This is a genomic window from Salipaludibacillus sp. CF4.18, assembly GCF_051262595.1.
Lineage (GTDB): Bacteria > Bacillota > Bacilli > Bacillales > Salisediminibacteriaceae > Salipaludibacillus > Salipaludibacillus neizhouensis.
Genome location: NZ_JBIMEV010000023.1, coordinates 18,326 through 40,531, shown reverse-complemented (window position 1 = coordinate 40,531; position 22,206 = coordinate 18,326). Strand labels below are relative to the sequence as shown.

Below are 22,206 nucleotides of genomic sequence, written 5' to 3'. Positions count from 1 at the left end.
GTTGAGTGAAACTTCCCTATTACCAGATATTCTTCATATTCGTCATTTTGTTGATCCTCTCCCCTGCAACGTTAACTTCAGCAACTGATAAAGAAGATTTATCCTCTGAGGATTTACACAAGGAACGAATGGCATTGTATCTAAAAACAGAAGCAGAAACATCAATTCCATGGTTTTATTTTGCCGGTATAGATAGCTATGAGAGAAGTTTAAGACAGGCAAAAAAAGATTTACCGGAAGAAGAAGGGTTAATTGCCATTTATTATTCCGAGGATAACTGGTCAGGTGAATTAAATCCGAATAAACAAGATACAACCCCAAAATCGATTGCTTTTTTTGGTGGCAAAGGATTAGATGGTAATGAGGATGGAAGAGCTGAACGAACAAATGACGAAGATGTCCTTCATACCTTTGCTGTGCATATGAACAAGTATGGTTCCAAAGAATCTAGTATAAGAGCGGGGTTATGGGATTTTTATCAACGTGACAAAGCAGTTGAATTAATCCTTGGTCACGCCAGTGTCTATCGTGAAATTGATTCACTTGATGTATCAAAGAGAGCTTTCCCGGTTCCCTTACATTTTAATTACAGCTATCGAACAACTTGGGGAAATGCTCGAGGATGGGGCGGAAAACGAATCCATGAAGGTACAGATATATTTGCAGGACATAGTACACCTGTCAGAGCAACCACATACGGCATTGTTGAATTAAAGGGTTGGAATAAATACGGTGGATGGCGCGTAGGTATTCGGGATACAAGTAACGTCTATCATTACTTTGCACACCTAAGCTCCTTTGAGCAAGGCATGGAACGAGGAACAGTCGTTGAACCAGGAGATGTCATTGGTTATGTTGGAAGCTCCGGGTATGGTAAAGAAGGTACACAAGGGAAATTCCCCCCACACCTACATTATGGCATGTACAAAGACAGTGGTTATACGGAATGGTCATTCGATCCCTATCCTTCTTTAAGAGTCTGGGAAAGAGCTGAAAGAAAGCAAGGAAAATAAAAAAACAGTTTAATCGATAAGAAAAATAGCTCCAAACCCTTACATGGAAAGAAAAACGCTTAGCATCTTTTATTAACTTACTTAACTAAAAAAACGACGAGTAGAATACTCGCCGTTTTTTGCGTTAATATAAGATTTATACTTCTTGATACACAGAGCTGTTCACTAGTACTTTTAGAATGAAAATTGTTAATGCAAACAGTGCAAACCCGACAAGTAATCCAATCCAAACACTGCCGGAAAAACCGAGAGCCAAGAAGGATAATGTTGCGATAACACCCACTATTAGGGCATAAGGTAATTGTGTCATGACATGATCAATATGGTGGCTTCCTGCTCCTGTAGACGAAAGTATTGTCGTGTCGGAAATCGGAGAGCAATGATCACCGAAAATTGCTCCTGCCAATACTGCTGCTAAAACAGGAAGCATTAAATTAATGTCTGTTACTGCAGCAATATCACCTGCAATCGGTAGCATAATTCCAAACGTTCCCCATGAAGTACCAGTACTAAATGCCATAAATGCAGCAATGATGAACAATAGAGCTGGTAAGTAGCCTAATTGAATATGCTCATCAACTAGTCCGGCTAAATATTCCCCTGTACCCAAAGCTCCAATAATTTCAATAATCGTCCATGCAAAAATTAAAATATATATTGCGGGAAGCATCGATTTTATTCCTGCTCCTAAACCAACCCCTAAAATCTTAACTGGTAGACGACGTGAAAAAGAAATTCCTATTGCGACAATTAAACTTATGATCCCACCATACAAAAGAGAAGCTGCAACATCTGTATTTTCAAACGTTGCCAGCAATGTAACAGAGCCTTCCGTTGCTTGGATTCCTGTTAAAATCATCGACAGGATAGTTGCAACAATTAATACAGCAATTGGCCAGATTAAGTCTCCAACGTTCCCCTTTACAGCTGGTTTCATTTGATCACTTTCACCAGGTGCTGGTCCTTTTTTAGTATCTACTAACTCACCTGTATTGATCGCACGGTTTTCATGAGTTCGCATGAGACCAATGTCCAATTTAAAATATGCAACTGCAAGCACAAATAAGATGGCAAATATCGCGTAAAAATTCATCGGTGCGATAAATAGGAACGCCTGTAACGCCTCGTATTGAGTCACACCGTGTGTTACAAGAATTCCGCCAATGATCGTGATAATGTACGCACCCCAACTCGACAGTGGAGAAATAACACACATAGGTGCTGCAGTCGAATCAACGATATACGCTAATTTTGCCCGAGAGATATTATGCCTGTCCGTAAAAGGACGACTAACATTTCCGACCGTTAAACTATTGAAATAGTCATCAATAAATATAATAATTCCAAGAAAGGCTGATACAAATTGTGCTCCAATACGTGATTTAACTTTTGTTAGAGCCCATTCCCCAAATGCTTGACTCCCGCCTGTGATGGTAATGAGAGAAGCAATCATCCCCAATAATAGCAAAAATAAAATGATATAAAATTCCCATGAATTGATTGCCCCATCCACAATAAATATTCCAGAAACAATGGATGCTATTTGAGAAATAGAGTCGATGATCATTGACTCTCCTTGATTTACCATCAAGGCACCAACAATAATTCCTACCCCTAAAGAAACAAGTACTCTTTTCGTAATAATGACCATTAAAAGCGCTAAAATTGGGGGTACAATTGATAAAATTCCAAGTTCCATACTTTTCTCCTCCTGTAAAAATAAAATGACTGATTATAACACCTTAACTTTAGACTGTACTGTTAGCTCTAACTAAAAAAAGCAGCAAAGGAAAAATCCCTTGCCACTTCAATATGAAGTTAAGACGAATCTCCAACACAGTTCAGTAGTTCTCCACTATTAACAGATAGTGACAGTGTAATATTTATTGAATATTACCCCAGCTGTTGCATCGTAGGACACGATCACAATGCTTCGGCAATGTTTCCTTTCAAAGACTTTCCTCGTTGTCCTAACTCCAGTCTCCTAGTAATAAACTTTGCGCCTCTACCTCACCGATTGATGAGGTCTACTTTAATATTCAATTTTTTTAAGCCTGAATTATTATACCAAACGTATCACTTATTTTCAACAATAACTCACTAGTTATTTGTTTCCAAATCTAAATCATCCAGTCCATCAGGTCTTTGAATCACAGCTGGAGTCATTCCTCCGGTGCCAGTGCCACTTTCACCACCATAAAACTCTGGAACTTCCCCTGGAATCAAGATCATTCCAACCGGGATAGAAGTTTTCACAACTTCCGTAGCTGTAGCAAATGGAATCACTATTTGTACGTCCGCTTCAATTTCCACTGATATACTCATATAGGTATTATTAATCCCAACATCTAAAATATTTTCTTTTAAATTGGACTTCACAGCCCCTATTGCTGATAACCGCACAGGAATTCGAGGCCCCAAGTGAGCTAACAGTGCATTGTTTGTAGCTTGCCCAAGCGGAATCATATGAATGATTCCATCTTCAGAAAAAACCGCTCCCTCTCCATTAACGTCAACATCCTTTGGAAATCTATTATCTTTTGAACGCCCATGTTCTATGTCGTTTAAATAATTTTGTACACTTTCCGTGGTCTCCTGCAATACCCGATTATAGATGACAGAATTAAACTGAACAGAAGTAACCTCACCCTCTTCATTTTTTTCTAATTCTACTAAATCATCCATATCCGTATTATCAAGAAATTGACCAGAAACAGCATCATTAATAGCTAAGGTACCAATCCTTTGCGTCTCAGTCTTCGCAATAGCAATAAGAGTCGGTCTAACACCCGCGTCAATGATGCCTAAGCCGGTGAGTGTTAGCATAATAAATATAATAGACGAAATCATAAAAACGTAACGGAAAGGAAGAGGTCCTTTCTTCTTTCGGCTTTTTGGCCGAACGGTGCGAAATGTCTTCATTGTGATTCCCCCTTCAGCACATACATATGCTAGAAAAGGCAAAGATTGTACCAACAATAACTGTGAAGTAGTATTTATTTTTCATTAGGCTTTGTTACACATTGAATGTTGTTTTTAAAGTAGATAAGGCTTCTCATTAAAATACGATGGACTAATGAGCCCACCGTAAAATAATTAATTCTTTCGTTCATATGTAAGGAAGGTATGAGCATGGGAATTCCTCTCATCCACCTTGCCTTTTTTTGAGGCCACAACTTCCCATTGGCCATCGTCAATGGCCGGAAAAAATGTATCCCCTTCAAATGATTCATGTATTTCCGTAATATATAATCGGTCGGCTAGTGGCAACAGCTGTTCATAAATCGTTGCACCACCAATGACAAAAAATTCTTCCTCATCTTTTACAAGCTTATCCATTTCAGAAAAATTATTAATGACTTCAACTCCTTCTGCCGAAAAGTCATTATTTCTCGTCAACACTATATTTCTGCGTTTTGGTAAAGGTCGTCCAATAGACTCGAATGTTTTTCTTCCCATTACAATTGAATGTCCGTTGGTTGTCTGTTTAAAGAATTGTAAATCACCGGGCAGATGCCAGGGCATCTGCCCATCTTTTCCGATTACGTTATTTTCACTCATCGCCGCAATCATGGAGATCATACAGATACCTCCCCTTTAATATGTGGATGAGGATCGTATCCTTCAAGCACGAAATCTTCAATTGTAAAATCTTCAATATGCTTTCGATCAGGATTTAGCTTCATCGTAGGTAAAGCACGAGGATCTCTTGTAAGCTGCAGTTCAACCTGCTCTATATGATTGTTATAGATATGTACATCACCGAACGTGTGAACGAACTCACCCACTTCTAAGCCGCACTCTTGTGCAATCATCATCGTTAATAAAGAGTAGGAAGCAATATTAAACGGTACACCCAGGAAAACGTCTGCACTTCGTTGATACAACTGACACGAGAGCTTCCCGTCGGCCACGTAAAATTGAAACAGGCAATGACATGGCGCTAGAGCCATTTCATCTAAATCTGCAACATTCCAAGCATTTACAATAAGTCTCCTTGAATCAGGATTCGTTTTAATTTGTTCAATAATAGAACCTAGTTGGTCTATACTTTCTCCTGATGGAGTCGGCCAGGATCGCCATTGCTCCCCATAAATCGGGCCTAAATCGCCATTTTCGTCTGCCCATTCATCCCAAATACGCACCTTGTTTTCTTTAAGATATTTTATATTCGTATCGCCTTTAATAAACCAAAGCAGTTCATGAATAATTGCACGCAACGCTAATTTCTTAGTAGTTACGACCGGGAACCCCTTTGCTAAATCAAATCTTGTTTGATAACCAAAAGTACTTATCGTTCCCGTACCTGTACGATCCTCTTTTTTAACACCCTTATCAAGTACATGTTGACACAAGTCTAAATACTGTTTCAATGGTTGAACCTCCTAATGAAAACGCGCAGCGTCTTTTATTAAATACAGCGTGATCTTTAAAGCCACCATCATTTAAGCATCAAGAGCGAACTTCCCTTGATGCGTGTGGCGTAAAGATAGCTGTCAACTTATAAATTCTTACCTCTAATCAAAACCGCATAGCCGTCTTTTATTAAATGTAGCGTTTTCTCCTGCCTGCACAGGATCTGCGCGATTAGCAGTTTCTTTTATACGACTAAAACCGCAGGCAGAGTTTCTATCGCTACATGTAAAGTTATATTTTGGTCTCCTGTGTCAAAGAATCACAAGATGAAATCGTGACATTTAATTCATCTGACAGATCTATATCATAAGACCCATTACCTTCTCCATCAAACTTAACTCTTATAATTGGTCTGGATGGAAGTTCAGTATTATTGTTAATGATAATCCCTTGTCTGCCATCGCTTAGCGTTACTTCTAAACCTATCGGGTATATAGCAATTGTTTTAGAAAAGACTTCGATAATTTTTTTATCATAAAGAATATCTGCCCCACTATAAAGAAGTTCAAGAGCCTCATGTGGCAGAAAAGCTTTTCGGTAAACACGATTGGAAGTCATCGCATCATAAACATCTGCAACCCCAATGATTCTTGCATAATAATGTATATCTTTACTCGATAATTGTCTGGGATAACCTGATCCGTCAAGTCTTTCATGGTGTTGAAATGCACAATGTGCTGTTAATAAGGATAAATCACCTGACTTACGAATCATTTCAAAACCTAATTCCGCATGGTTTTGAATGGTTTCATACTCTTCTTCCGTCAATTTATCTGTTTTATTTAGAATATCAACCGGAATACCCATCTTTCCAACATCGTGAAGAATTGCTCCAAGCCCTAAATCTTTTAATTCCTTCTCATTTAAACCAAGTTTTCTTCCCAACGCAATGGTATACACCGTTACATTTAAGGAATGATGGAACACATAAGAATCAAAAGAAACAACGTTTGCGAGCATGGAAATCGCTTCGTCATTGCCGGATATTTCCTGTAAAATAGAGTCAATAATGTTTGAAAAGGAAGGCGTCAATTCATGTAAATTTACTGATTTACCTGTTTTAATCCGGTAAGATATACTCGTGAAATTGTCACTAATAGTCTTTAATGACTTGGCCTTTGTTTGTTCAGAAATAACATCAGTCACATAGATATCTGAGGTAAGGTCGTCTTCAATATAAAGATAGGAAATCCCTTTTTCCTTTAATCTGCTTATCATCGACTCTGACAGGGCAATCCCACTATTTAATAATCGTTGGCCATTATCATTGTAAATAGGCTTAGCCAAACGATCACTAATTTGAATCGAATAAATTGACTTTAACTTCATAATAAATACGTTCCCCTCATCGATTATTTAGAATTCATTTCATACTATTTATTTTTGAGCCCCTTTAACTTCCATGCTAATACATCACGAAGGAATTCAGGCATGTAATATTCTTTTTCAGTTAGAGAACTAATTGATGGATACAAATGACCGAAAGTAAACATATCAAGTGTCGCAAGTTTATAATCTTTCGACCGAATTAGGGGTACACCGTTAATGATAACATTTTTTTCACTTATCAATCTAAAATGATCCAGGATTTCCACACCATCAAAAATCATATACCCCAAGACTTTTCCACGAAAACCAAAACCTTTCAAGGCGTAGTTTACCATATCACTTTGTTGCGATTGACGTATTGTTTCCAGCAAGCGGTCACCTGAAATTATAACTGTTGAAGGATTTATCGGATGAGGACAGATCCTGTGAAGATCCCCCAGTGTTACGTTTCCAGCATTTAAATTATCCAAGATTACGCCGGAATTAACCATGGAAATATCCGCTTTACACCATTCTCGGAGAGCTTCAGATAGAAGGACAGGAGATTCACTTCTTTCATACCAATCAACCTTGAGCGGATATTCCAGCCTTGTTACTGGCACTTCGAGTAATTCGTTTCCTGCCTTAAAGAGCTCATTTAGTTTCTGTTCCGTCCCACTATCCTTTTGCGTTGAATCTACTTTCAATGATTTTACGGATTCAACTTTCGTTTCAATATTACTCCTGGAGCCTTGTTGAAAGACTAATGAAACTTCGCCGATATATTCACCTGATCTTCCCGATTGATTAATCCACGTTTGATTCACATATTTACCATCCGGCAAGACATGATGCGTATGGGATCCGAGAATAATATCGATACCAGTAAACTCCATAGCCATTTTCTCATCTTCCCCCAGACCTAAATGGGAAAGACATACCATCACATCTACTTGTGGCCTAACTTCATTGATCACATGCTTTAATTCTACGAATGGATCCGTGAGTGTCCATCCTAACGGTTCATAAAAAAACCGGAAGGGCGCAGTGACCCCCGTAACACCTATTTTCACACCTGTTTTAAGAGTGTATATTTTGTAAGGTACGCTCCAACTTGGCCGTAAACCCTTCTCATGTCTTAAATTGCATAAAATGATTGAAAAATCAGCTTGATCATAAAGTGCATTCAAATCTTTTTTAGAAAATGTAATACCCTCGTTATTACCAATTGTAACTGCATCATAATTCATATCATTGAGAAGCTGAACGTTTCCTTTCCCTAACAATGCCTCTGTCATAGGATGAACTCTGTCACAGTGATCGCCGATATCCATTAAAAGAACGTCTTCTCCTGCATCCTCAGCTTCTTTTCGTTGTTGCTTTAAAGCAGCTACGACGGAAGGCCATTGCTCTAATTGACTATGTAAATCATTCGTATGTAATATTCGCAGCTTTCCTAAAGTCAAAGGACATCACACCTTCATTCATTATATCTTGTTTTTCAAAACTGTCCTACTATCAACTTCATTTAAAGTGAACATTCCTCGATCGTTTATTATAAACTCGAGACGCCCTGATATATTAATCGTATGCCAATAATCACTAAAAAAATTCGTAATAAAATGACCACTGCCTCACTGCTCATACGACGGTTTATTGCAGCTCCTAACTGTCCACCAAACCAAGCCCCTGGAATAAGGGCCATCGCATAATACCAATCAATATTTCCTAAACTTATATGTGAAAATGAACTTATGATCGCCGATAATAATATCATAAACATAGAGGTCGCTACTGCCAGATGCGCTGGGAAAGCAAAGAGGACGATCATCGCAGGTACCATTAATGACCCCCCTCCAATTCCGAATAACCCTGAAAACATGCCTACAAAAAAAGAGATTAGAATTGCAATAAGAGGATTATAACCATATTTAACTGTTTCTCCAACCTCATTAATATAAGACCTTGTAATGCCCTTCGTATTCCTTTTCAATGGTTTAATATGTTTTCTAATCATTAAAATAAAAGAAATAACGATAATAAATGCTCCAAATGCAATTAGAAATACATCAACTTCAATATCTTTATTTAGCCATACCCCAAATAGGGCTCCAGGTCCACTTCCAATAAAAAAAACGAGTGCGCTCTTTACGTCTACCGTTTTCTGTTTTAAATAGGCTAACGTAGAAGATAACCCTGTGAAAATCATGATTAACAATGAAGTTCCAACAGCTATTTGAGGCGTTATGCCACTAATGATTGTTGTATACTCACTTAAGATCATCAGTGCCGGAACGACAATAATTCCTCCACCTAAACCCATGATACTTCCTAAAATGGCTGCGACAAGTCCTAAAAAAAGCAAAAGTATCCATTCCATATAATGCCTGCCTTCTTAAATAAAGTTCATACTTTAATGTGCACACTCTCTATTATTCATCAAATAAGTTTAATTGTCGAGGTGCCAAATCATTATATGTTATATGAAGATTTGAGATTAATGATTTGGCATTATCTGCTGCATGTCCACCGGAATTGTTATTAAAAACGATATACGTTTTCTTTACATTACCGGAAATGCTATTCACTTGTCTGGCAAGACTATCTATTTCATCCTTTGAGTAATCATATAAATATCGTACTTCTCTCCATGCTTCTCCAGTAACAGGTTTGTTCCATGCTGCTTTATTTCTACCATGTAAGCGAATAAATGCTTTCTCGTCACTTGTATTCACCGGTACAAATGGAACAGAGCGCTCCCCTACCTGAGGTTCATCACAAATACTATGGATCCATTCGTCATTTCTCATATATTCTAGCGTGCTTTCTCTTAATGACTCTTGATACCAGGATTGATGCCTAAATTCCAACGCTACTTCAAAATCTATTAGTTCTTGCCTAGCGTACCTTAAATAATCAACATGCTTCTTTTGACAATCAAACCAAGGTGGAAATTGACAAAGGACCATTGCTAACTTGCCTTCTTTCTTTAAAGGAAGAAATGTATTGGTGAAGGCTTGAAACATTTCTTTTTTTGAATCATATGGGATTTCTCCTCGCTGATGCCCCGTCATACCTTGATAAGCTTTAACAATGAATTCAAGGAGGCCGGGGTTTCTCTTACCCATTTCTCTAAATTTCTTTGCGGAGGAATTGCGTAAAAAGAAGAGTCCAATTCAACAATTGGAAAATGTGCTGCATATGATTCTAATTTATTTGATGGAGAATATCCTTGCTCATATAAAGTATGATGATCTCCCCAGCCAGTTAAGCCAATTTTGATATCTTTCATAGTTAAATCCTTTCTATAAGAAAAACGGCATGGCCTTCTTTTATGTAGCGTTAGCTTCTGTCACCATGAAAATACTTAGTATCTTTGGACCTTTATGTAGTAGTGAAAATAAATAAAAGCGAACCCGAACGAGTCGGATTCGCTTAATTGATTAGTATTTTAACCGATTGAGCCTTCCATTTCGAACTTGATTAAACGGTTCATTTCAACCGCATATTCCATAGGAAGTTCTTTCGTGAATGGCTCGATAAAGCCCATTACGATCATTTCAGTTGCTTCTTGCTCAGAAATACCACGGCTCATTAGATAGAAGAGTTGCTCTTCTGATACTTTTGATACCGTTGCTTCATGCTCTAATGTGATATTGTTATTCAAAATCTCATTGTATGGAATTGTATCTGATGTAGATTTGTTATCCATAATGAGCGTATCACACTCAATATTTGCTTTAGAGCCTTCAGATTTACGACCAAAGTGACAGATTCCTCTGTAGGTAACCTTTCCACCTTGTTTAGAAATTGATTTAGAAACAATCGTTGAGGAACAGTCAGGTGCCAAGTGATGCATTTTTGCACCAGCGTCCTGATGTTGACCTTTACCTGCGATTGCAATGGAAAGAACATTACCACGAGCACCGCGGCCTTTCATTACAACAGCTGGGTACTTCATGGTTAGCTTGGAGCCAATGTTACCATCAATCCATTCCATCGTTGCATTTTCATGAGCAACTGCACGTTTTGTAACAAGATTAAAGACGTTCGGAGCCCAGTTTTGAATCGTTGTATAACGGCAGTAAGCATCTTTCTTAACAACGATCTCTACAACCGCACTGTGCAAGGAATTTGTAGTATAAACTGGTGCCGTACAACCCTCTACATAGTGAATAGAACTATCTTCATCGGCAATAATGAGCGTACGCTCAAATTGTCCCATGTTTTCAGAATTAATACGGAAGTAAGCTTGTAAAGGTTGCTCCGTTTTAACTCCTTTAGGTACATAAATGAACGAACCGCCTGACCATACTGCAGAGTTTAACGCAGCGAATTTGTTGTCAGTTGGTGGAATTGTTTTACCGAAGTGTTCTCGGAAAATATCCTCATTTTCTTTAAGTGCAGTGTCTGTGTCTTTGAAAATTACACCCAAATCAGTCATATCTTGTTGCATATTATGATAAACGACTTCAGATTCATATTGTGCAGATACACCAGCGAGATACTTTTGCTCTGCTGCAGGAATCCCTAACTTGTCGAATGTGTTTTTAATTTCCTCAGGAACTTCATCCCATGAGCGTTCAGATTGAGCAGATGGCTTCACGTAGTACGTAATTTCATCGAAATTTAATTCAGCTAAATTCCCGCCCCATTGTGGCATCGGCATTTTATAAAATTGCTCTAATGATTTCAAACGGAAATCTAACATCCACTTCGGCTCATCTTTCATACGTGAAATTTCTTCTACAATTTCACGAGTTAAACCTTTTTTTGAACGGAAAATCGATACGTCTTTATCTGAAAATCCGTATTGATATTCACTAATTTCAGGCATTTTTTTAGCCATGTGAAACCCTCCTTCATAGTAGTAGATGGATTTCCCACCCTCTATAATAAAACCAACATGTTTGCATACGGTTGACAACTTTTTAAAAAATACTCTAATTGAATGTAAAGTATTAATATCTTCATTTTACATCATATAGACAGTGAAAACCAAGGGGAAGTCCTGTATTTATAATATATTACTCAACTTCTTCGTCATTGAGTCCCTTCTCCATGGCTTTCCATGCTAATGTTGCACATTTAATTCTTGCTGGAAATTTAGCAACGCCTTTTAGCGCTTCAATATCTTCAAGCTCAAAATTTTCGGTGTCAACATCTTTTCCAAGCATCATATCAGAAAACATTTCGGACATCTTTAAGGCATCCTCTACAGGAACACCTTTGACAGCCTCAGTCATCATTGACGCAGAAGAAAGACTAATAGAACAACCTTCTCCCACAAATTTTGCTTGTGCAATCTTGCCATCTTCTACGATCATTTGCAATTGAATACGATCACCGCAAGTAGGGTTATTCATATTTATTTTCAAAGTATCGCCTTCAAGCTCCCCTCGATTTCGAGGGCTCTTATAATGATCCATAATCACCTGTCGGTACAAAGTATCTAGTTGATTACCCAAAGACATCGCCAAAATACTCCTTTGTTTTTATTAATGCTTTTACAAAAGCATCGACATCATCTTCTGTATTATAAAGATAAAAGCTAGCTCTTGCAGTTGCATTCACGTCTAACCACTTCATTAACGGTTGAGCACAATGGTGTCCAGCTCTAACTGCTACTCCTTCAGCATCCAATACAGTGGCCACATCATGAGGATGAACGTCGTCACAATTAAACGTTAAAATTCCGGCGCGTTCTTTAGGACCATAAATCGTTACACCTTCTACATCGCTAAGCTGTTGTATGGCATAATTTACGAGCTTTGTTTCGTGGCTTGCAATATTCTCAAGTCCGATGTCCTCAAGATAATCAATTGCAGCTCCTAATCCAATGGCACCAGCAATAATTGGCGTTCCTCCCTCAAACTTCCACGGGAGTTCCTTCCATGTCGACTCGTGTAAACCAACAAAATCGATCATCTCACCACCGAATTCAACAGGTTCCATTTTGTTCAATAATTTTTTCTTACCATAAAGAACTCCAATACCTGTTGGCCCACACATTTTATGACCGGAAAATGCAAAGAAGTCTGCATCGAGATCTTGTACATCTACTTTCATATGAGGAACAGACTGAGCTCCATCTACAACCATAACAGCATCATGTTTGTGTGCCACGGCAGCAATTTCCTTGATCGGATTTATTGTTCCTAAAACATTGGAAACTTGCATAACAGAAACAATTTTAGTTTTGTCTGATATTGTCGCTTCCACATCTTTTAATGAAATTGTGCCATCCTCTTGCAACGGAAGATAAGTTAGTGTCGCTCCAGTAACCTTTGCAAGCTGCTGCCAAGGAATGATATTACTGTGGTGCTCCATAGGAGTTATAACGATCTCATCCCCAGGTCCAACGTTATCACGGCCGTAGCTCGTTGCCACAAGGTTAATTGCAGTTGTCGTACCACGGGTAAATACGATCTCAGCAGTACTCTTGGCATGAATGAATTGACGAACCTTTTCTCGTGCACCTTCATATCCGTCTGTTGCTAATGATCCGAGGGTATGAACCCCCCGGTGGACATTAGAATTATACCTTTTATAATAATCTTCAACTGCTTCAATAATTTGTCGAGGCTTTTGAGAGGTTGCTGCACTATCCAAATAAACGAGCGGATGTCCATTCACTTCCTGATCAAGAATCGGAAATTGCCGACGGACTTCTTGCACATTCATTAGTATACTTTCCTTTCAATCACATCATACAGTTGCTCTTTCACTGAATCGATTGGCAAAGCATTTACGACAGGCGCTAGGAAACCATGAATAATCAATCGTTCCGACTCTCGTTTGGATAAGCCACGGCTCATTAAATAGAACATTTGCATTGGATCAATTTTACCAACAGAAGCTGCGTGCCCTGCAGTAACATCATCTTCATCAATTAACAAAATCGGGTTTGCATCCCCGCGCGCTTTTTCACTTAGCATTAACACACGTTCTGTTTGCTCGCTGTTTGATTTTGTAGCACCATGTTCGATTTTCGATACACCATTGAAAATAGCAGTAGCTGCATCTTTCATAACACCATGCTTAAGGATCTGACCGTCCGTGTTTTTACCGAAATGAACGACGTTCGTCGTGAAGTTTTGAGATTGTTTCCCTCGGCCGATAGACACAGTTTTCGTATCTGCTTGCGACCCTTCTCCCATAAGATATGTGGAGTTTTCAGAAACAGTATTACCGTCATTCATTTGACCAAGCGCCCAATAAATTTTAGCATCTCTACCATTTACTTGACCACGACGGTTTACGTAAGTAGTAACTGCATCGGACAAATTATCCACAGCACCATATCTAACCGTAGCACCATTTTCCACATAAACTTCTGCAATAATGTTTACAGACGCTCCTGCAGAAGTTCCTTCGCTTAAGTAGTTCTCTACGTAAGTTACAGAACTATTTTCTTCCGCTACGATCACAACGTGGTTAAAGAGACCGAAACTTCCTTCATGAGAATATACAGCTTGCAACGGCAATGTGACTTCCACATTTTTAGGAACGTATATAAATGTTCCACCATTAACGAGCGCTGCATGAAGTGCAGTAAGTCGATGCTCATCCACAGATACAGCATCTTGCATGTAATACTTTTTCACAAGATCCTCGTGTTTACTCAATGCAGTTTTAAGATCAGTAAAAATGACACCTTTAGAATCTAAGTCTGCATTTAAAGCAGAGAAAGTTGTGACACCATTCTTTTGAGTGATTAAATTTTGAACGTTCGTTTCTTCTCCAACTAACGTTTTAACGCTGTCAGACAGGTCTGCGTAATTCCCTGTTGCAGAAGTTTTAGGATCCGTATCAAAATCTGTAAAGCTCCACTTAGTTATATTTGTTTTTTCTGGTTTAGGTAAGTTCAAAGTTAGTGCTTTCTCTAGAGACGATAGACGTAAGTCAGCGAACCATTTTGGTTCTTGTTGGTCTTTAGAGAAGCTTGCTAGATCTTGCTGATTAACTGGAAAAGTGATTTCCGTTGTCATCTTCATTCCTCCTCTTTAGCCGAAACTTATTGTTGACCTACAGTTTCGTCTTCAATTCCTAATTCTTGTTTAATCCAGTCATAACCATTTTCTTCAAGCTTCTTAGCTAATTCAGGTCCGCCTGATTTAACGATACGTCCTTGCATCATTACGTGTACAAAGTCTGGCTTAATATAATTAAGAAGACGTTGATAGTGAGTAATGATCATACAGCCAAAGTCTTCACTTCGTAGAGAATTAATTCCTTCTGCAACTACTTTTAAAGCATCTATATCAAGACCAGAGTCAATCTCATCTAAAATTGCAATTTTAGGTTCTAGCATCATAAGTTGAAGAATTTCGTTTCGTTTCTTCTCTCCACCAGAGAAACCTTCGTTTAAATAACGCTGTTGGAAAGATTCGTCAATTTCCAATGTTTTCATTTTTGCATCCATCCCACGAATGAATTTCATTAAAGAAACTTCATCGCCTTCTTCACGACCTGCGTTCATTGCAGAACGAATAAAGTCTGCATTTGTCACACCGGAAACCTCACTTGGGTACTGCATCGCTAGGAAAAGACCCGCACGTGCTCTTTCATCTACATCCATATCAAACAGGTTTTCTCCACCCAATGTTGCTTCTCCACTAGTCACTTCATATTTCGGGTGACCCATTAACGCAGAAGCTAATGTGGACTTACCTGTACCGTTAGGTCCCATAATTGCGTGGATTTCTCCACCGTTTACTTCAATACCGAAGCCTTTTAGAATTTCTTTTTCTTCAATAGAAACATGAAGATCTTTAACTGTTAGATTTGGTTTTGTCATGATTTAAATACCTCCATTTATTTTTTGAAAGTTTAATTTCAAACTGTTAAGATAAGAGAAGCAAAGAAGATCGACATTCTCATTTTATTCTCATTACAATCTTATATCAAATCAAAAATGAGTTCAAGGAAAATACACCATTCTTTTCAAACTCCCCTGACTCATTTTACACTTTATACTTATACCTCCGTTATTATTGAATTTCTTCTTCCTCTGCTTTCAAAAAAACTGTCGATTTTATGATTAATTCGTCCAAAATATATCCCGTCCTCTTCCTATTGAACAGGTTTCACCGTGATATATTTGATATTGATTCTCAATAGAAGTAACTTTTTCTCCTTTAATTGAGAATTAATCTTAATTAAACTTGTCCATTAAGTATAACAATAATTTTTTCCGATTGCACATTCCATAAACATCAAATAGAACGGACCAGAGAAAATACTGGTCCGTCCTATTATCTACACTATATTCAGCTTTATGTCAGTAATCAAGTATTAACTAAAATGTCCAAGCTTCGCTGATAATCTTTATCTCGCGCTTGTTCTACTTTAAGTCGATTGTCTAGTTTGCGATTATATTCCTCATATCCTATTCCATAAGATTGGTACATCGCTTTTTCCATTTCAGTTGTGTGTTTTGTCTGTATCTGATGGATAACAGATCACTTTCCTTCCTGATTGGTTTTTAGATTTGATCTTTGCCATCCTGTTCTCTATCAACTAAAAGTATCTAAAACAGTGGAATCAAGATCTTCTTTAACAAGATTAATTATATCTTTATTAAGTATTTAAACCAATCAGCACCTATTGTTAAATAATCTGACAATTAAGACTCACAACTTGTGAAGAAATATGACCACACTTTCATTTAGAATAACTGCCGTTTACGAGCAAATATTCATGTTTTGACAAGTTATGCAGTTTATTTTTATAATTGAAACATTTAAGATGTCAGATTATCCCCTGAAAGTTCCATGAGACATTCCTCCACAAGTGTTACAGCTTGGCTCATAGTTCCGCCGCCTCCAAATGCACCCGTAACTGCGATAGCTTCTAAAATCTCTTCTCTTGATGCTCCTTGTTCTAGACACCCATTTACATGGTAAATAATGCAGTACTCATCTTGAGCATACAGGCTGATTCCTAATGCTATCATTTGTTTTTCCTTCGCTGACAGCTTGCCAGGATGGAAACAAGCCTCCGTAAACGCTTGATATTTAGATGCAACATCCGGCATTTGCTCTGAGAAATAACCTAATCCTTCTTTATAATGTAGCAATGATTCTTGAATCGATGAATTGCTAAACTCTTGTTCATCCATAACTTTCACTCCTCCTCTTGCTAAGATACACTTATTTTGGCGTGAAAGCAGAAGAAGTATGTACATACACTGTTCTTTTTTGATCTTTATAGCATTTAGTTCCACTCAATCAATTCGATACGGCCTGAATGTCACTATATGCTATGTTTAGCTCTACTCAGTTTGGCTCTCAACACCTGAGTGTCACTATGTCCTCTGTTTAGTGACACTCGGACAGAGAACCCTTGTTTGAGTGTTACTATCAGCATTCCCAGTAGAAAATACGTAACCAAACGCATAACGCCTTTAAAAAAACTTAGCATCTATAATATCAAATTTGTTACCTTACTTTGATAAGGTGGAAGGTTGTTTGGAAGAATTACCGTTCGTTTTCTGTGGGTGATCTGCAAGCCGCCTAGTGCTGGTTCGATCCCTCTATTCGAAATACATACTTATAATTAAATTTTTCACTCTAAAAAAAGCATCAGAGAATTTCTCTGATGCCTTTCATTATTCAAATTATTATTCAGTAACAGGTACTACTGCATTCTCATATTCTTCAAGAATAAAGTCACGAACATCTTCTGATCGTAGAACTTCGATTAATTTCAAGACACGCTCATCTTCTTCGTCTCCACTGTTTGTTGCAATAACATTAACGTAAGGATTGTCACTGTCAGAGGATTCAATAGCGATAGAATCTTCTAATGGATTTAGCCCAGCATCTAATGCATAGTTTGAATTGATAAGAACAGCATCCCCTTCTCCATTCTCATACGCTGTTGGAAGCAATGCCGCTTCCACATTTGCGGAGAATTCAAAGTTATTCGGGTTCTCTTCAATATCGTCAATTGTTGCTTCAATACCAACTCCGTCAGCTAGCGTAATTAATCCTTTTTCTTCAAGCATCTTCAAGATTCTTCCGTGGTCAGGAATAGCACTACTCATAATAATTTCTGCACCTTCTGGAAGTTCTTCTATGCTGTCAAATTCCTGAGAATACAAACCAATTGGCTCAATATGAATTCCTCCAGCGTTTACAAAGTCATATCCATGCTCTTCAATCTGTGTTTCAAGATATGGAATGTGCTGGAAGTAGTTTGCATCTAGTTCTCCGGCAGCTAACGCTTCGTTTGGAAGAACGTAATCATTGAATGACTCGATCTCTAGAGTCACACCTTCTTCTTCAAGAAGTGGTGCAGCAAATTCTAAGATTTCAGCGTGAGGAACGTTGGAAGCACCAACAACTAATGTTCCGAGATCTTCTCCTTCTGCTTCCTCATTTGCGTTTTCTGTGTTATTGGTTTCTGTATTATTTGTACCCGCGGCGTTATTTTCATTCGTATTTTCTTCCGTACCGCATGCTGCTAATACTCCTACAGATAGTGCTGTAATTCCTAAGCCTTGTAGTAACTTTCTCATGTTGAATTTCCCCTTTTGTTTTTTATTACGCCTTTAGCGTTTGTCTAATTTATTGGTAAAGTAATCGCCGATGAATTGTAAAACAAAGACGAATACTAACACAATCATTGTTGCTATTAAAGTAATATCTGGATTATTTCGTTGAAAACCATCACGGTATGCTAGGTCACCTAATCCACCGGCACCAATTACACCTGCCATCGCTGTGTAACCAATAAGCGCGATCGCTGTAACCGTAATCCCAGAGATAAGTGCTGGTACTGATTCTGGGATTAACACTTTAAAAATAATCTGAGAATTGCTTGCTCCCATTGCTTTTGATGCTTCTATTACACCTTTATCAATTTCCCGCAACGCAATTTCAACCATTCTCGCATAAAATGGTGCTGCTCCAATAATAAGCGCAGGCAATGCGGCTGATGGCCCTAACATTGTTCCAACTAAAGCACTGGTGAACGGAACAAGCAGGACGATGAGAATAATAAATGGAATTGATCTGAATATATTTACATAAGCTGCGATAATACTGTGAACGATCTTATTTTGCCAAAGTTGACCCCGAGCAGTAAGAAATAATAGTAGTCCGAGTATTGTACCAAATATAAACGTAAATAAAAGCGCAATTAACGACATATAAACTGTTTCTGCTGTCGCTTCCCACATGTTTACCCAATTAACATTTTCAAGAAGTAGAATTGATCCAACCAAAAGATTATTCACCGTGGATCACCTCCACTTCTACTTCCTGCTTTCGGATATAATCGATAGCTTCTTTTATATGATGCTCGTCACCAGTGACATTTATAAACAATGATCCATAGGAGCCATCTTGGGTTTGCGAAAGTTTACCTTGTAAAATGTTTATCGTAACCTCAAATTTACGAATAAGATCCGTAATAAGTGCTCTTTTTGCATCGCCACCAACAAATGTAAGTTGAAGGACATGCCCAATACCTTCTTCAGTAAACAAATGTTTAAGGGCTTCTTCGGTTTCTTCAGGTTCTGTCACTTGTTTCACAAATTCTTTTGTCATGTGCTCTTTCGGTCTTCTGAAAACATCAAGGACTGGACCCTGTTCAACAATCCGCCCATTTTCCATTACAGCCACCCGATGACATATTTTACGGATAACATGCATTTCATGCGTGATAAGTACAATGGTCAGATTCAACTTTTTGTTAATATCTATCAATAATTCTAAAATTGAATCGGTTGTTTTGGGATCCAATGCGGATGTTGCTTCATCACACAATAATACTTGTGGATTATTCGCTAGCGCCCGTGCTATGCCGACTCGTTGTTTTTGCCCTCCACTTAGCTGAGAAGGATAGGATGCCCCTCGACCATCTAAACCTACCAGTTTAATAAGTTCTTCCACTCTGGTTTTTCGTTCTGTGCTCGGTACACCTTTAATTTCTAATGGAAATGAAATGTTCTCAGCTACTGTTCTCGACCACAAAAGATTAAAGTGTTGAAAAATCATTCCTATTTCCTGTCTTGCCTCTCGTAGTTTCCTTTGAGACAATGTATTCATATTTTTACCAGCGACACTTACTTCCCCTGTAGTTGGCACTTCCAGCATGTTCAGCATTCTTATGAGCGTGCTTTTTCCAGCACCACTATAGCCAATCACACCAAAAATTTCACCCTTTTCAATCGTGAGATCTATTTGATCGACGGCAGTTACTTTACCGTCACGCGTATTAAATGTTTTTGCTAATTTTGATAAAGTAATCATTTGCTTCCCCTTTTTAAACCGATCGGTTTAGTCGTATTAAAGCACAAAAGTTAAAGATCAAAGAAAAACCTCACTACTCGATAAAATGAGCAGAAAGGTTTTTAGTAATGAATTAAAAGCCCTTCTCCTCATTTTTCAAAGTAAATTGTTTACTTTGATGGAATTGGCACCTTCTAATGGTTTTTATACCTTAGTGGTTGCCGGGCTTCATAGGGCCAGTCCCTCCGCCGCTCTTAATAAGAAGAATTAAGAATTAATATTTAATTTATAGTCTGTTATGCATAATATCATTATCGATTAATTCTTGTCAACTAATTTATTTCACCGTTTTTTGAGAGAGGTAGAGAAGTGATTCCAGCCAAAGCAAATGTTTCAATGAACCTTCAACTTCAAGATCTCCTCTGCGTTTCATGGCCAGCAGAAAGTCTTCCCCACGGAATAAGAGTTTCAATTCATCTTCGTCGCCACTAATCATAATATCACAAACATCCTCATCCAACGTTAATTTAAAATCTTTGTTATCTAAATTCATGTACCAACGCTTTTCCAGATATTTAACTTGAACGATTAGATGATGTTTTTTCAATAGTTCTCTTAAGTGGCTTGTCTTTGTCATGCCTTCCATTGATTTAATGAGTAAATGATTCATGATATCCGCCTCTAATCCGAACTTCGTCTTTGATTACTCATTCTACGAGACGAACAGTAAGTCCTCTTTTTAAGGAAAAGTTAGGCGATATTATTTTAATCAAAAGCTTTGTTTTGAATGAAATACCGTTCTAAAACATTTCCAGAAAATTATAGAAAAAAAGAGTGCCTGCGATTTGTCTTTAGTTCGACAAAAAGCAGACACTCACTGTTAACACCAACCCATGTCGCAGCCTTCTACATAAGATTCAGGTGGCTTCGTTTTTTTCGCTTGGGCATCCTTGAAAAATTTTTCATTTTCAAACTCAAATCCTTCCGACATTTCATACATTTGAGAATGTCCTTTTTTTCGGATTTGACCAATTTTTTCAGCGTTAAAATAGAGCGCAGTTTCCCCTGCTTCATCCTTTTTTTCTACCTGATCGGAAATATCGACCAATGACGTTGGTGATGCTTCCAAACCATCCACATTGTTATTCATTGTATTTTCTTGATCATTATTGCTGGTATTTTCCGTAATATCATTTTGTTGCATCTATATATCCCTCCTCCTATACATCTAGTTTGAGCGAGTATAGATGATCTCATTCAAGAGGAAATATTAGTCAAAAATCCAACAATCTCTCTGTTTCACAAAAAAATAATCTCTAAAAATCCAATAATTATATATAAAAAAGCCTTCCAAATATAAATCATTTGGAAAGCCCTTAGAGTACTATTTAGTCTTCATTAATCATTTCTTCATAAGCGGATGCATCCATTAATTTGTCAAATTCAGATTTATTAGAAGGCTCAACTACAACCATCCACGCTTTTTCATATGGTGATTCATTCACGAATTCCGGAGAATCTTCCAATTCTTCATTTACTTCCACAACTTTACCACTAACTGGAGCATACAGTTCAGAAACAGTTTTAACCGACTCAACACTGCCAAACGGCTCATCCGCTTCAAGGACATCGCCCACTTCTGGAAGCTCTACGAAAACAATGTCGCCTAGCTCTGATTGGGCGAATTCAGTAATCCCAATCCTAACTTTTTCTCCTTCTGTTTTAACCCACTCATGCTCTTCTGAATACTTCAAATCTTTTGGTAAACTCATCTAAAAATCCCTCCATTTATGTAATTAATTATTCTATCTTTCCTTACTATAATATATCCTAAGGCTATGCTTCAACAATCTACTGCTTATTTCCATACCTCGTTATAGATTTCCTCTTTAAAACCAAGTGTTACATTTTTACCATCAGTTGCTAGAGGTCGCTTAATAAGCATACCATCTGAAGCCAAAACTTCTAATAACTCGTCTTCCGAGTAAGTCTTCATTTTGTCTTTCATGCCTAATTCACGGTATTTTAGTCCACTTGTGTTAAAAAATTTCTTTAATTCTAATCCACTTTTTTCATAATAAGATGCTAATTCCTCTTTAGATGGTGGATGACTAACGATATCGACAGCTTCATAGTCGACATTGTTCTCGTCAAGCCATTTCTTTGCATTGCGGCAAGTACCGCATTTTGGATAATGATAAAAAGTAACGCTCATCTTTCTTTCCTCC

At 37.9% G+C, this 22,206-nt stretch carries 21 protein-coding genes, 1 pseudogene and 2 riboswitches; of the genes and pseudogenes, 1 reads left to right on the top strand and 21 read right to left on the bottom strand.

Annotation, left to right across the window (positions count from 1 at the left end):
• The first annotated feature begins 5 nt into the window (after positions 1–5).
• Complete coding sequence (locus ACHABW_RS14410; protein WP_435756029.1) at positions 6–1,013, top strand: M23 family metallopeptidase; 1,008 nt, start codon at positions 6–8, stop codon at positions 1,011–1,013.
• Between the two features lie 136 nt (positions 1,014–1,149).
• Here the strand turns inward: ACHABW_RS14410 and ACHABW_RS14405 are convergent, their stop codons facing one another.
• The 21 genes and pseudogenes from ACHABW_RS14405 to ACHABW_RS14305 all read right to left on the bottom strand — a co-directional run bounded on the left by ACHABW_RS14405 (position 1,150) and on the right by ACHABW_RS14305 (position 22,193).
• A complete protein-coding gene (locus ACHABW_RS14405) occupies positions 1,150–2,712 on the bottom strand; it encodes a Na+/H+ antiporter NhaC family protein (protein WP_435756027.1) in 1,563 nt (520 codons plus the stop codon).
• Between the two features lie 138 nt (positions 2,713–2,850).
• Positions 2,851–3,029, bottom strand: a riboswitch (Lysine riboswitch).
• A gap of 84 nt (positions 3,030–3,113) precedes the next feature.
• The gene (gene yunB / locus ACHABW_RS14400) at positions 3,114–3,935 is read right to left on the bottom strand and encodes a sporulation protein YunB (RefSeq protein ID WP_110938917.1); all 822 of its coding nucleotides are present in this window, start codon (positions 3,933–3,935) and stop codon (positions 3,114–3,116) included.
• Positions 3,936–4,109: 174 nt separating this feature from the next.
• A complete protein-coding gene (locus ACHABW_RS14395; RefSeq protein ID WP_435756025.1) occupies positions 4,110–4,595 on the bottom strand; it encodes a dihydrofolate reductase in 486 nt (161 codons plus the stop codon).
• Positions 4,592–5,386 carry a thymidylate synthase gene (locus ACHABW_RS14390; RefSeq protein ID WP_435756023.1) on the bottom strand — a complete coding sequence of 265 codons (795 nt, stop codon included), beginning with the start codon at positions 5,384–5,386 and terminating at the stop codon, positions 4,592–4,594. The genes ACHABW_RS14395 and ACHABW_RS14390 overlap by 4 nt, the downstream gene beginning before the upstream one ends.
• Positions 5,387–5,660: 274 nt before the next feature.
• Complete coding sequence (locus ACHABW_RS14385; protein WP_435756021.1) at positions 5,661–6,758, bottom strand: HD-GYP domain-containing protein; 1,098 nt, start codon at positions 6,756–6,758, stop codon at positions 5,661–5,663.
• Between the two features lie 44 nt (positions 6,759–6,802).
• Entirely contained in the window at positions 6,803–8,203 is a 1,401-nt protein-coding gene (locus ACHABW_RS14380) for a bifunctional metallophosphatase/5'-nucleotidase (protein ID WP_435756019.1), read from the bottom strand.
• A gap of 89 nt (positions 8,204–8,292) precedes the next feature.
• Positions 8,293–9,117, bottom strand: a complete 825-nt coding sequence (locus ACHABW_RS14375) for a sulfite exporter TauE/SafE family protein (RefSeq protein WP_435756017.1) — start codon at positions 9,115–9,117, stop codon at positions 8,293–8,295.
• Between the two features lie 52 nt (positions 9,118–9,169).
• A pseudogene (locus ACHABW_RS14370) lies at positions 9,170–10,029 on the bottom strand (DUF72 domain-containing protein).
• Positions 10,030–10,188: 159 nt separating this feature from the next.
• Positions 10,189–11,586 carry a Fe-S cluster assembly protein SufB gene (gene sufB / locus ACHABW_RS14365; RefSeq protein ID WP_435756015.1) on the bottom strand — a complete coding sequence of 466 codons (1,398 nt, stop codon included), beginning with the start codon at positions 11,584–11,586 and terminating at the stop codon, positions 10,189–10,191.
• A gap of 178 nt (positions 11,587–11,764) precedes the next feature.
• Positions 11,765–12,211 (bottom strand): Fe-S cluster assembly sulfur transfer protein SufU, encoded by a 447-nt coding sequence (sufU, locus tag ACHABW_RS14360; RefSeq protein WP_110938909.1) that lies wholly within the window; start codon positions 12,209–12,211, stop codon positions 11,765–11,767.
• The gene (locus tag ACHABW_RS14355; RefSeq protein ID WP_435756012.1) at positions 12,198–13,421 is read right to left on the bottom strand and encodes a cysteine desulfurase; all 1,224 of its coding nucleotides are present in this window, start codon (positions 13,419–13,421) and stop codon (positions 12,198–12,200) included. Before ACHABW_RS14355 ends, sufU begins: the two co-directional genes overlap by 14 nt.
• Complete coding sequence (sufD, locus tag ACHABW_RS14350; protein ID WP_435756010.1) at positions 13,421–14,728, bottom strand: Fe-S cluster assembly protein SufD; 1,308 nt, start codon at positions 14,726–14,728, stop codon at positions 13,421–13,423. The genes ACHABW_RS14355 and sufD overlap by 1 nt, the downstream gene beginning before the upstream one ends.
• A 26-nt stretch (positions 14,729–14,754) precedes the next feature.
• Complete coding sequence (gene sufC, locus ACHABW_RS14345) at positions 14,755–15,537, bottom strand: Fe-S cluster assembly ATPase SufC (protein WP_435756008.1); 783 nt, start codon at positions 15,535–15,537, stop codon at positions 14,755–14,757.
• A gap of 945 nt (positions 15,538–16,482) precedes the next feature.
• Complete coding sequence (locus ACHABW_RS14340) at positions 16,483–16,860, bottom strand: carboxymuconolactone decarboxylase family protein (RefSeq protein ID WP_110938905.1); 378 nt, start codon at positions 16,858–16,860, stop codon at positions 16,483–16,485.
• Between the two features lie 501 nt (positions 16,861–17,361).
• Positions 17,362–18,261 (bottom strand): MetQ/NlpA family ABC transporter substrate-binding protein, encoded by a 900-nt coding sequence (locus tag ACHABW_RS14335; protein WP_435756006.1) that lies wholly within the window; start codon positions 18,259–18,261, stop codon positions 17,362–17,364.
• 33 nt (positions 18,262–18,294) lie between these two features.
• Positions 18,295–18,924 (bottom strand): methionine ABC transporter permease, encoded by a 630-nt coding sequence (locus ACHABW_RS14330; protein WP_183041201.1) that lies wholly within the window; start codon positions 18,922–18,924, stop codon positions 18,295–18,297.
• Between the two features lie 49 nt (positions 18,925–18,973).
• Positions 18,974–19,999 (bottom strand): methionine ABC transporter ATP-binding protein, encoded by a 1,026-nt coding sequence (locus ACHABW_RS14325; protein ID WP_435756004.1) that lies wholly within the window; start codon positions 19,997–19,999, stop codon positions 18,974–18,976.
• 125 nt (positions 20,000–20,124) lie between these two features.
• A riboswitch (SAM riboswitch) is annotated at positions 20,125–20,242 on the bottom strand.
• A gap of 73 nt (positions 20,243–20,315) precedes the next feature.
• Entirely contained in the window at positions 20,316–20,648 is a 333-nt protein-coding gene (locus tag ACHABW_RS14320) for an SCP2 sterol-binding domain-containing protein (protein ID WP_190238715.1), read from the bottom strand.
• 210 nt (positions 20,649–20,858) lie between these two features.
• On the bottom strand, positions 20,859–21,182 hold the full coding sequence (locus ACHABW_RS14315) for a DUF2553 family protein (RefSeq protein WP_435756001.1): 324 nt from the start codon (positions 21,180–21,182) through the stop codon (positions 20,859–20,861).
• Between the two features lie 184 nt (positions 21,183–21,366).
• Positions 21,367–21,750, bottom strand: a complete 384-nt coding sequence (gene gcvH, locus ACHABW_RS14310) for a glycine cleavage system protein GcvH (RefSeq protein WP_110938900.1) — start codon at positions 21,748–21,750, stop codon at positions 21,367–21,369.
• Between the two features lie 86 nt (positions 21,751–21,836).
• A complete protein-coding gene (locus ACHABW_RS14305) occupies positions 21,837–22,193 on the bottom strand; it encodes an arsenate reductase family protein (RefSeq protein ID WP_435755999.1) in 357 nt (118 codons plus the stop codon).
• Positions 22,194–22,206: the final 13 nt, after the last annotated feature.

Coding starts and splice junctions, on each gene's coding strand:
- ACHABW_RS14395 (WP_435756025.1), bottom strand. CDS start 4,595: ATGATCTCCATGATTGCGGCGATGAGTGAAAATAACGTAATCGGAAAA.
- ACHABW_RS14385 (WP_435756021.1), bottom strand. CDS start 6,758: ATGAAGTTAAAGTCAATTTATTCGATTCAAATTAGTGATCGTTTGGCT.
- yunB (WP_110938917.1), bottom strand. CDS start 3,935: ATGAAGACATTTCGCACCGTTCGGCCAAAAAGCCGAAAGAAGAAAGGA.
- gcvH (WP_110938900.1), bottom strand. CDS start 21,750: ATGAGTTTACCAAAAGATTTGAAGTATTCAGAAGAGCATGAGTGGGTT.
- ACHABW_RS14325 (WP_435756004.1), bottom strand. CDS start 19,999: ATGATTACTTTATCAAAATTAGCAAAAACATTTAATACGCGTGACGGT.
- ACHABW_RS14340 (WP_110938905.1), bottom strand. CDS start 16,860: ATGGATGAACAAGAGTTTAGCAATTCATCGATTCAAGAATCATTGCTA.
- sufU (WP_110938909.1), bottom strand. CDS start 12,211: ATGTCTTTGGGTAATCAACTAGATACTTTGTACCGACAGGTGATTATG.
- ACHABW_RS14305 (WP_435755999.1), bottom strand. CDS start 22,193: ATGAGCGTTACTTTTTATCATTATCCAAAATGCGGTACTTGCCGCAAT.
- ACHABW_RS14315 (WP_435756001.1), bottom strand. CDS start 21,182: ATGCAACAAAATGATATTACGGAAAATACCAGCAATAATGATCAAGAA.
- ACHABW_RS14375 (WP_435756017.1), bottom strand. CDS start 9,117: ATGGAATGGATACTTTTGCTTTTTTTAGGACTTGTCGCAGCCATTTTA.
- ACHABW_RS14320 (WP_190238715.1), bottom strand. CDS start 20,648: ATGAATCATTTACTCATTAAATCAATGGAAGGCATGACAAAGACAAGC.
- sufD (WP_435756010.1), bottom strand. CDS start 14,728: ATGACAACGGAAATCACTTTTCCAGTTAATCAGCAAGATCTAGCAAGC.
- ACHABW_RS14355 (WP_435756012.1), bottom strand. CDS start 13,421: ATGAATGTGCAAGAAGTCCGTCGGCAATTTCCGATTCTTGATCAGGAA.
- sufC (WP_435756008.1), bottom strand. CDS start 15,537: ATGACAAAACCAAATCTAACAGTTAAAGATCTTCATGTTTCTATTGAA.
- ACHABW_RS14405 (WP_435756027.1), bottom strand. CDS start 2,712: ATGGAACTTGGAATTTTATCAATTGTACCCCCAATTTTAGCGCTTTTA.
- sufB (WP_435756015.1), bottom strand. CDS start 11,586: ATGGCTAAAAAAATGCCTGAAATTAGTGAATATCAATACGGATTTTCA.
- ACHABW_RS14335 (WP_435756006.1), bottom strand. CDS start 18,261: ATGAGAAAGTTACTACAAGGCTTAGGAATTACAGCACTATCTGTAGGA.
- ACHABW_RS14330 (WP_183041201.1), bottom strand. CDS start 18,924: ATGTGGGAAGCGACAGCAGAAACAGTTTATATGTCGTTAATTGCGCTT.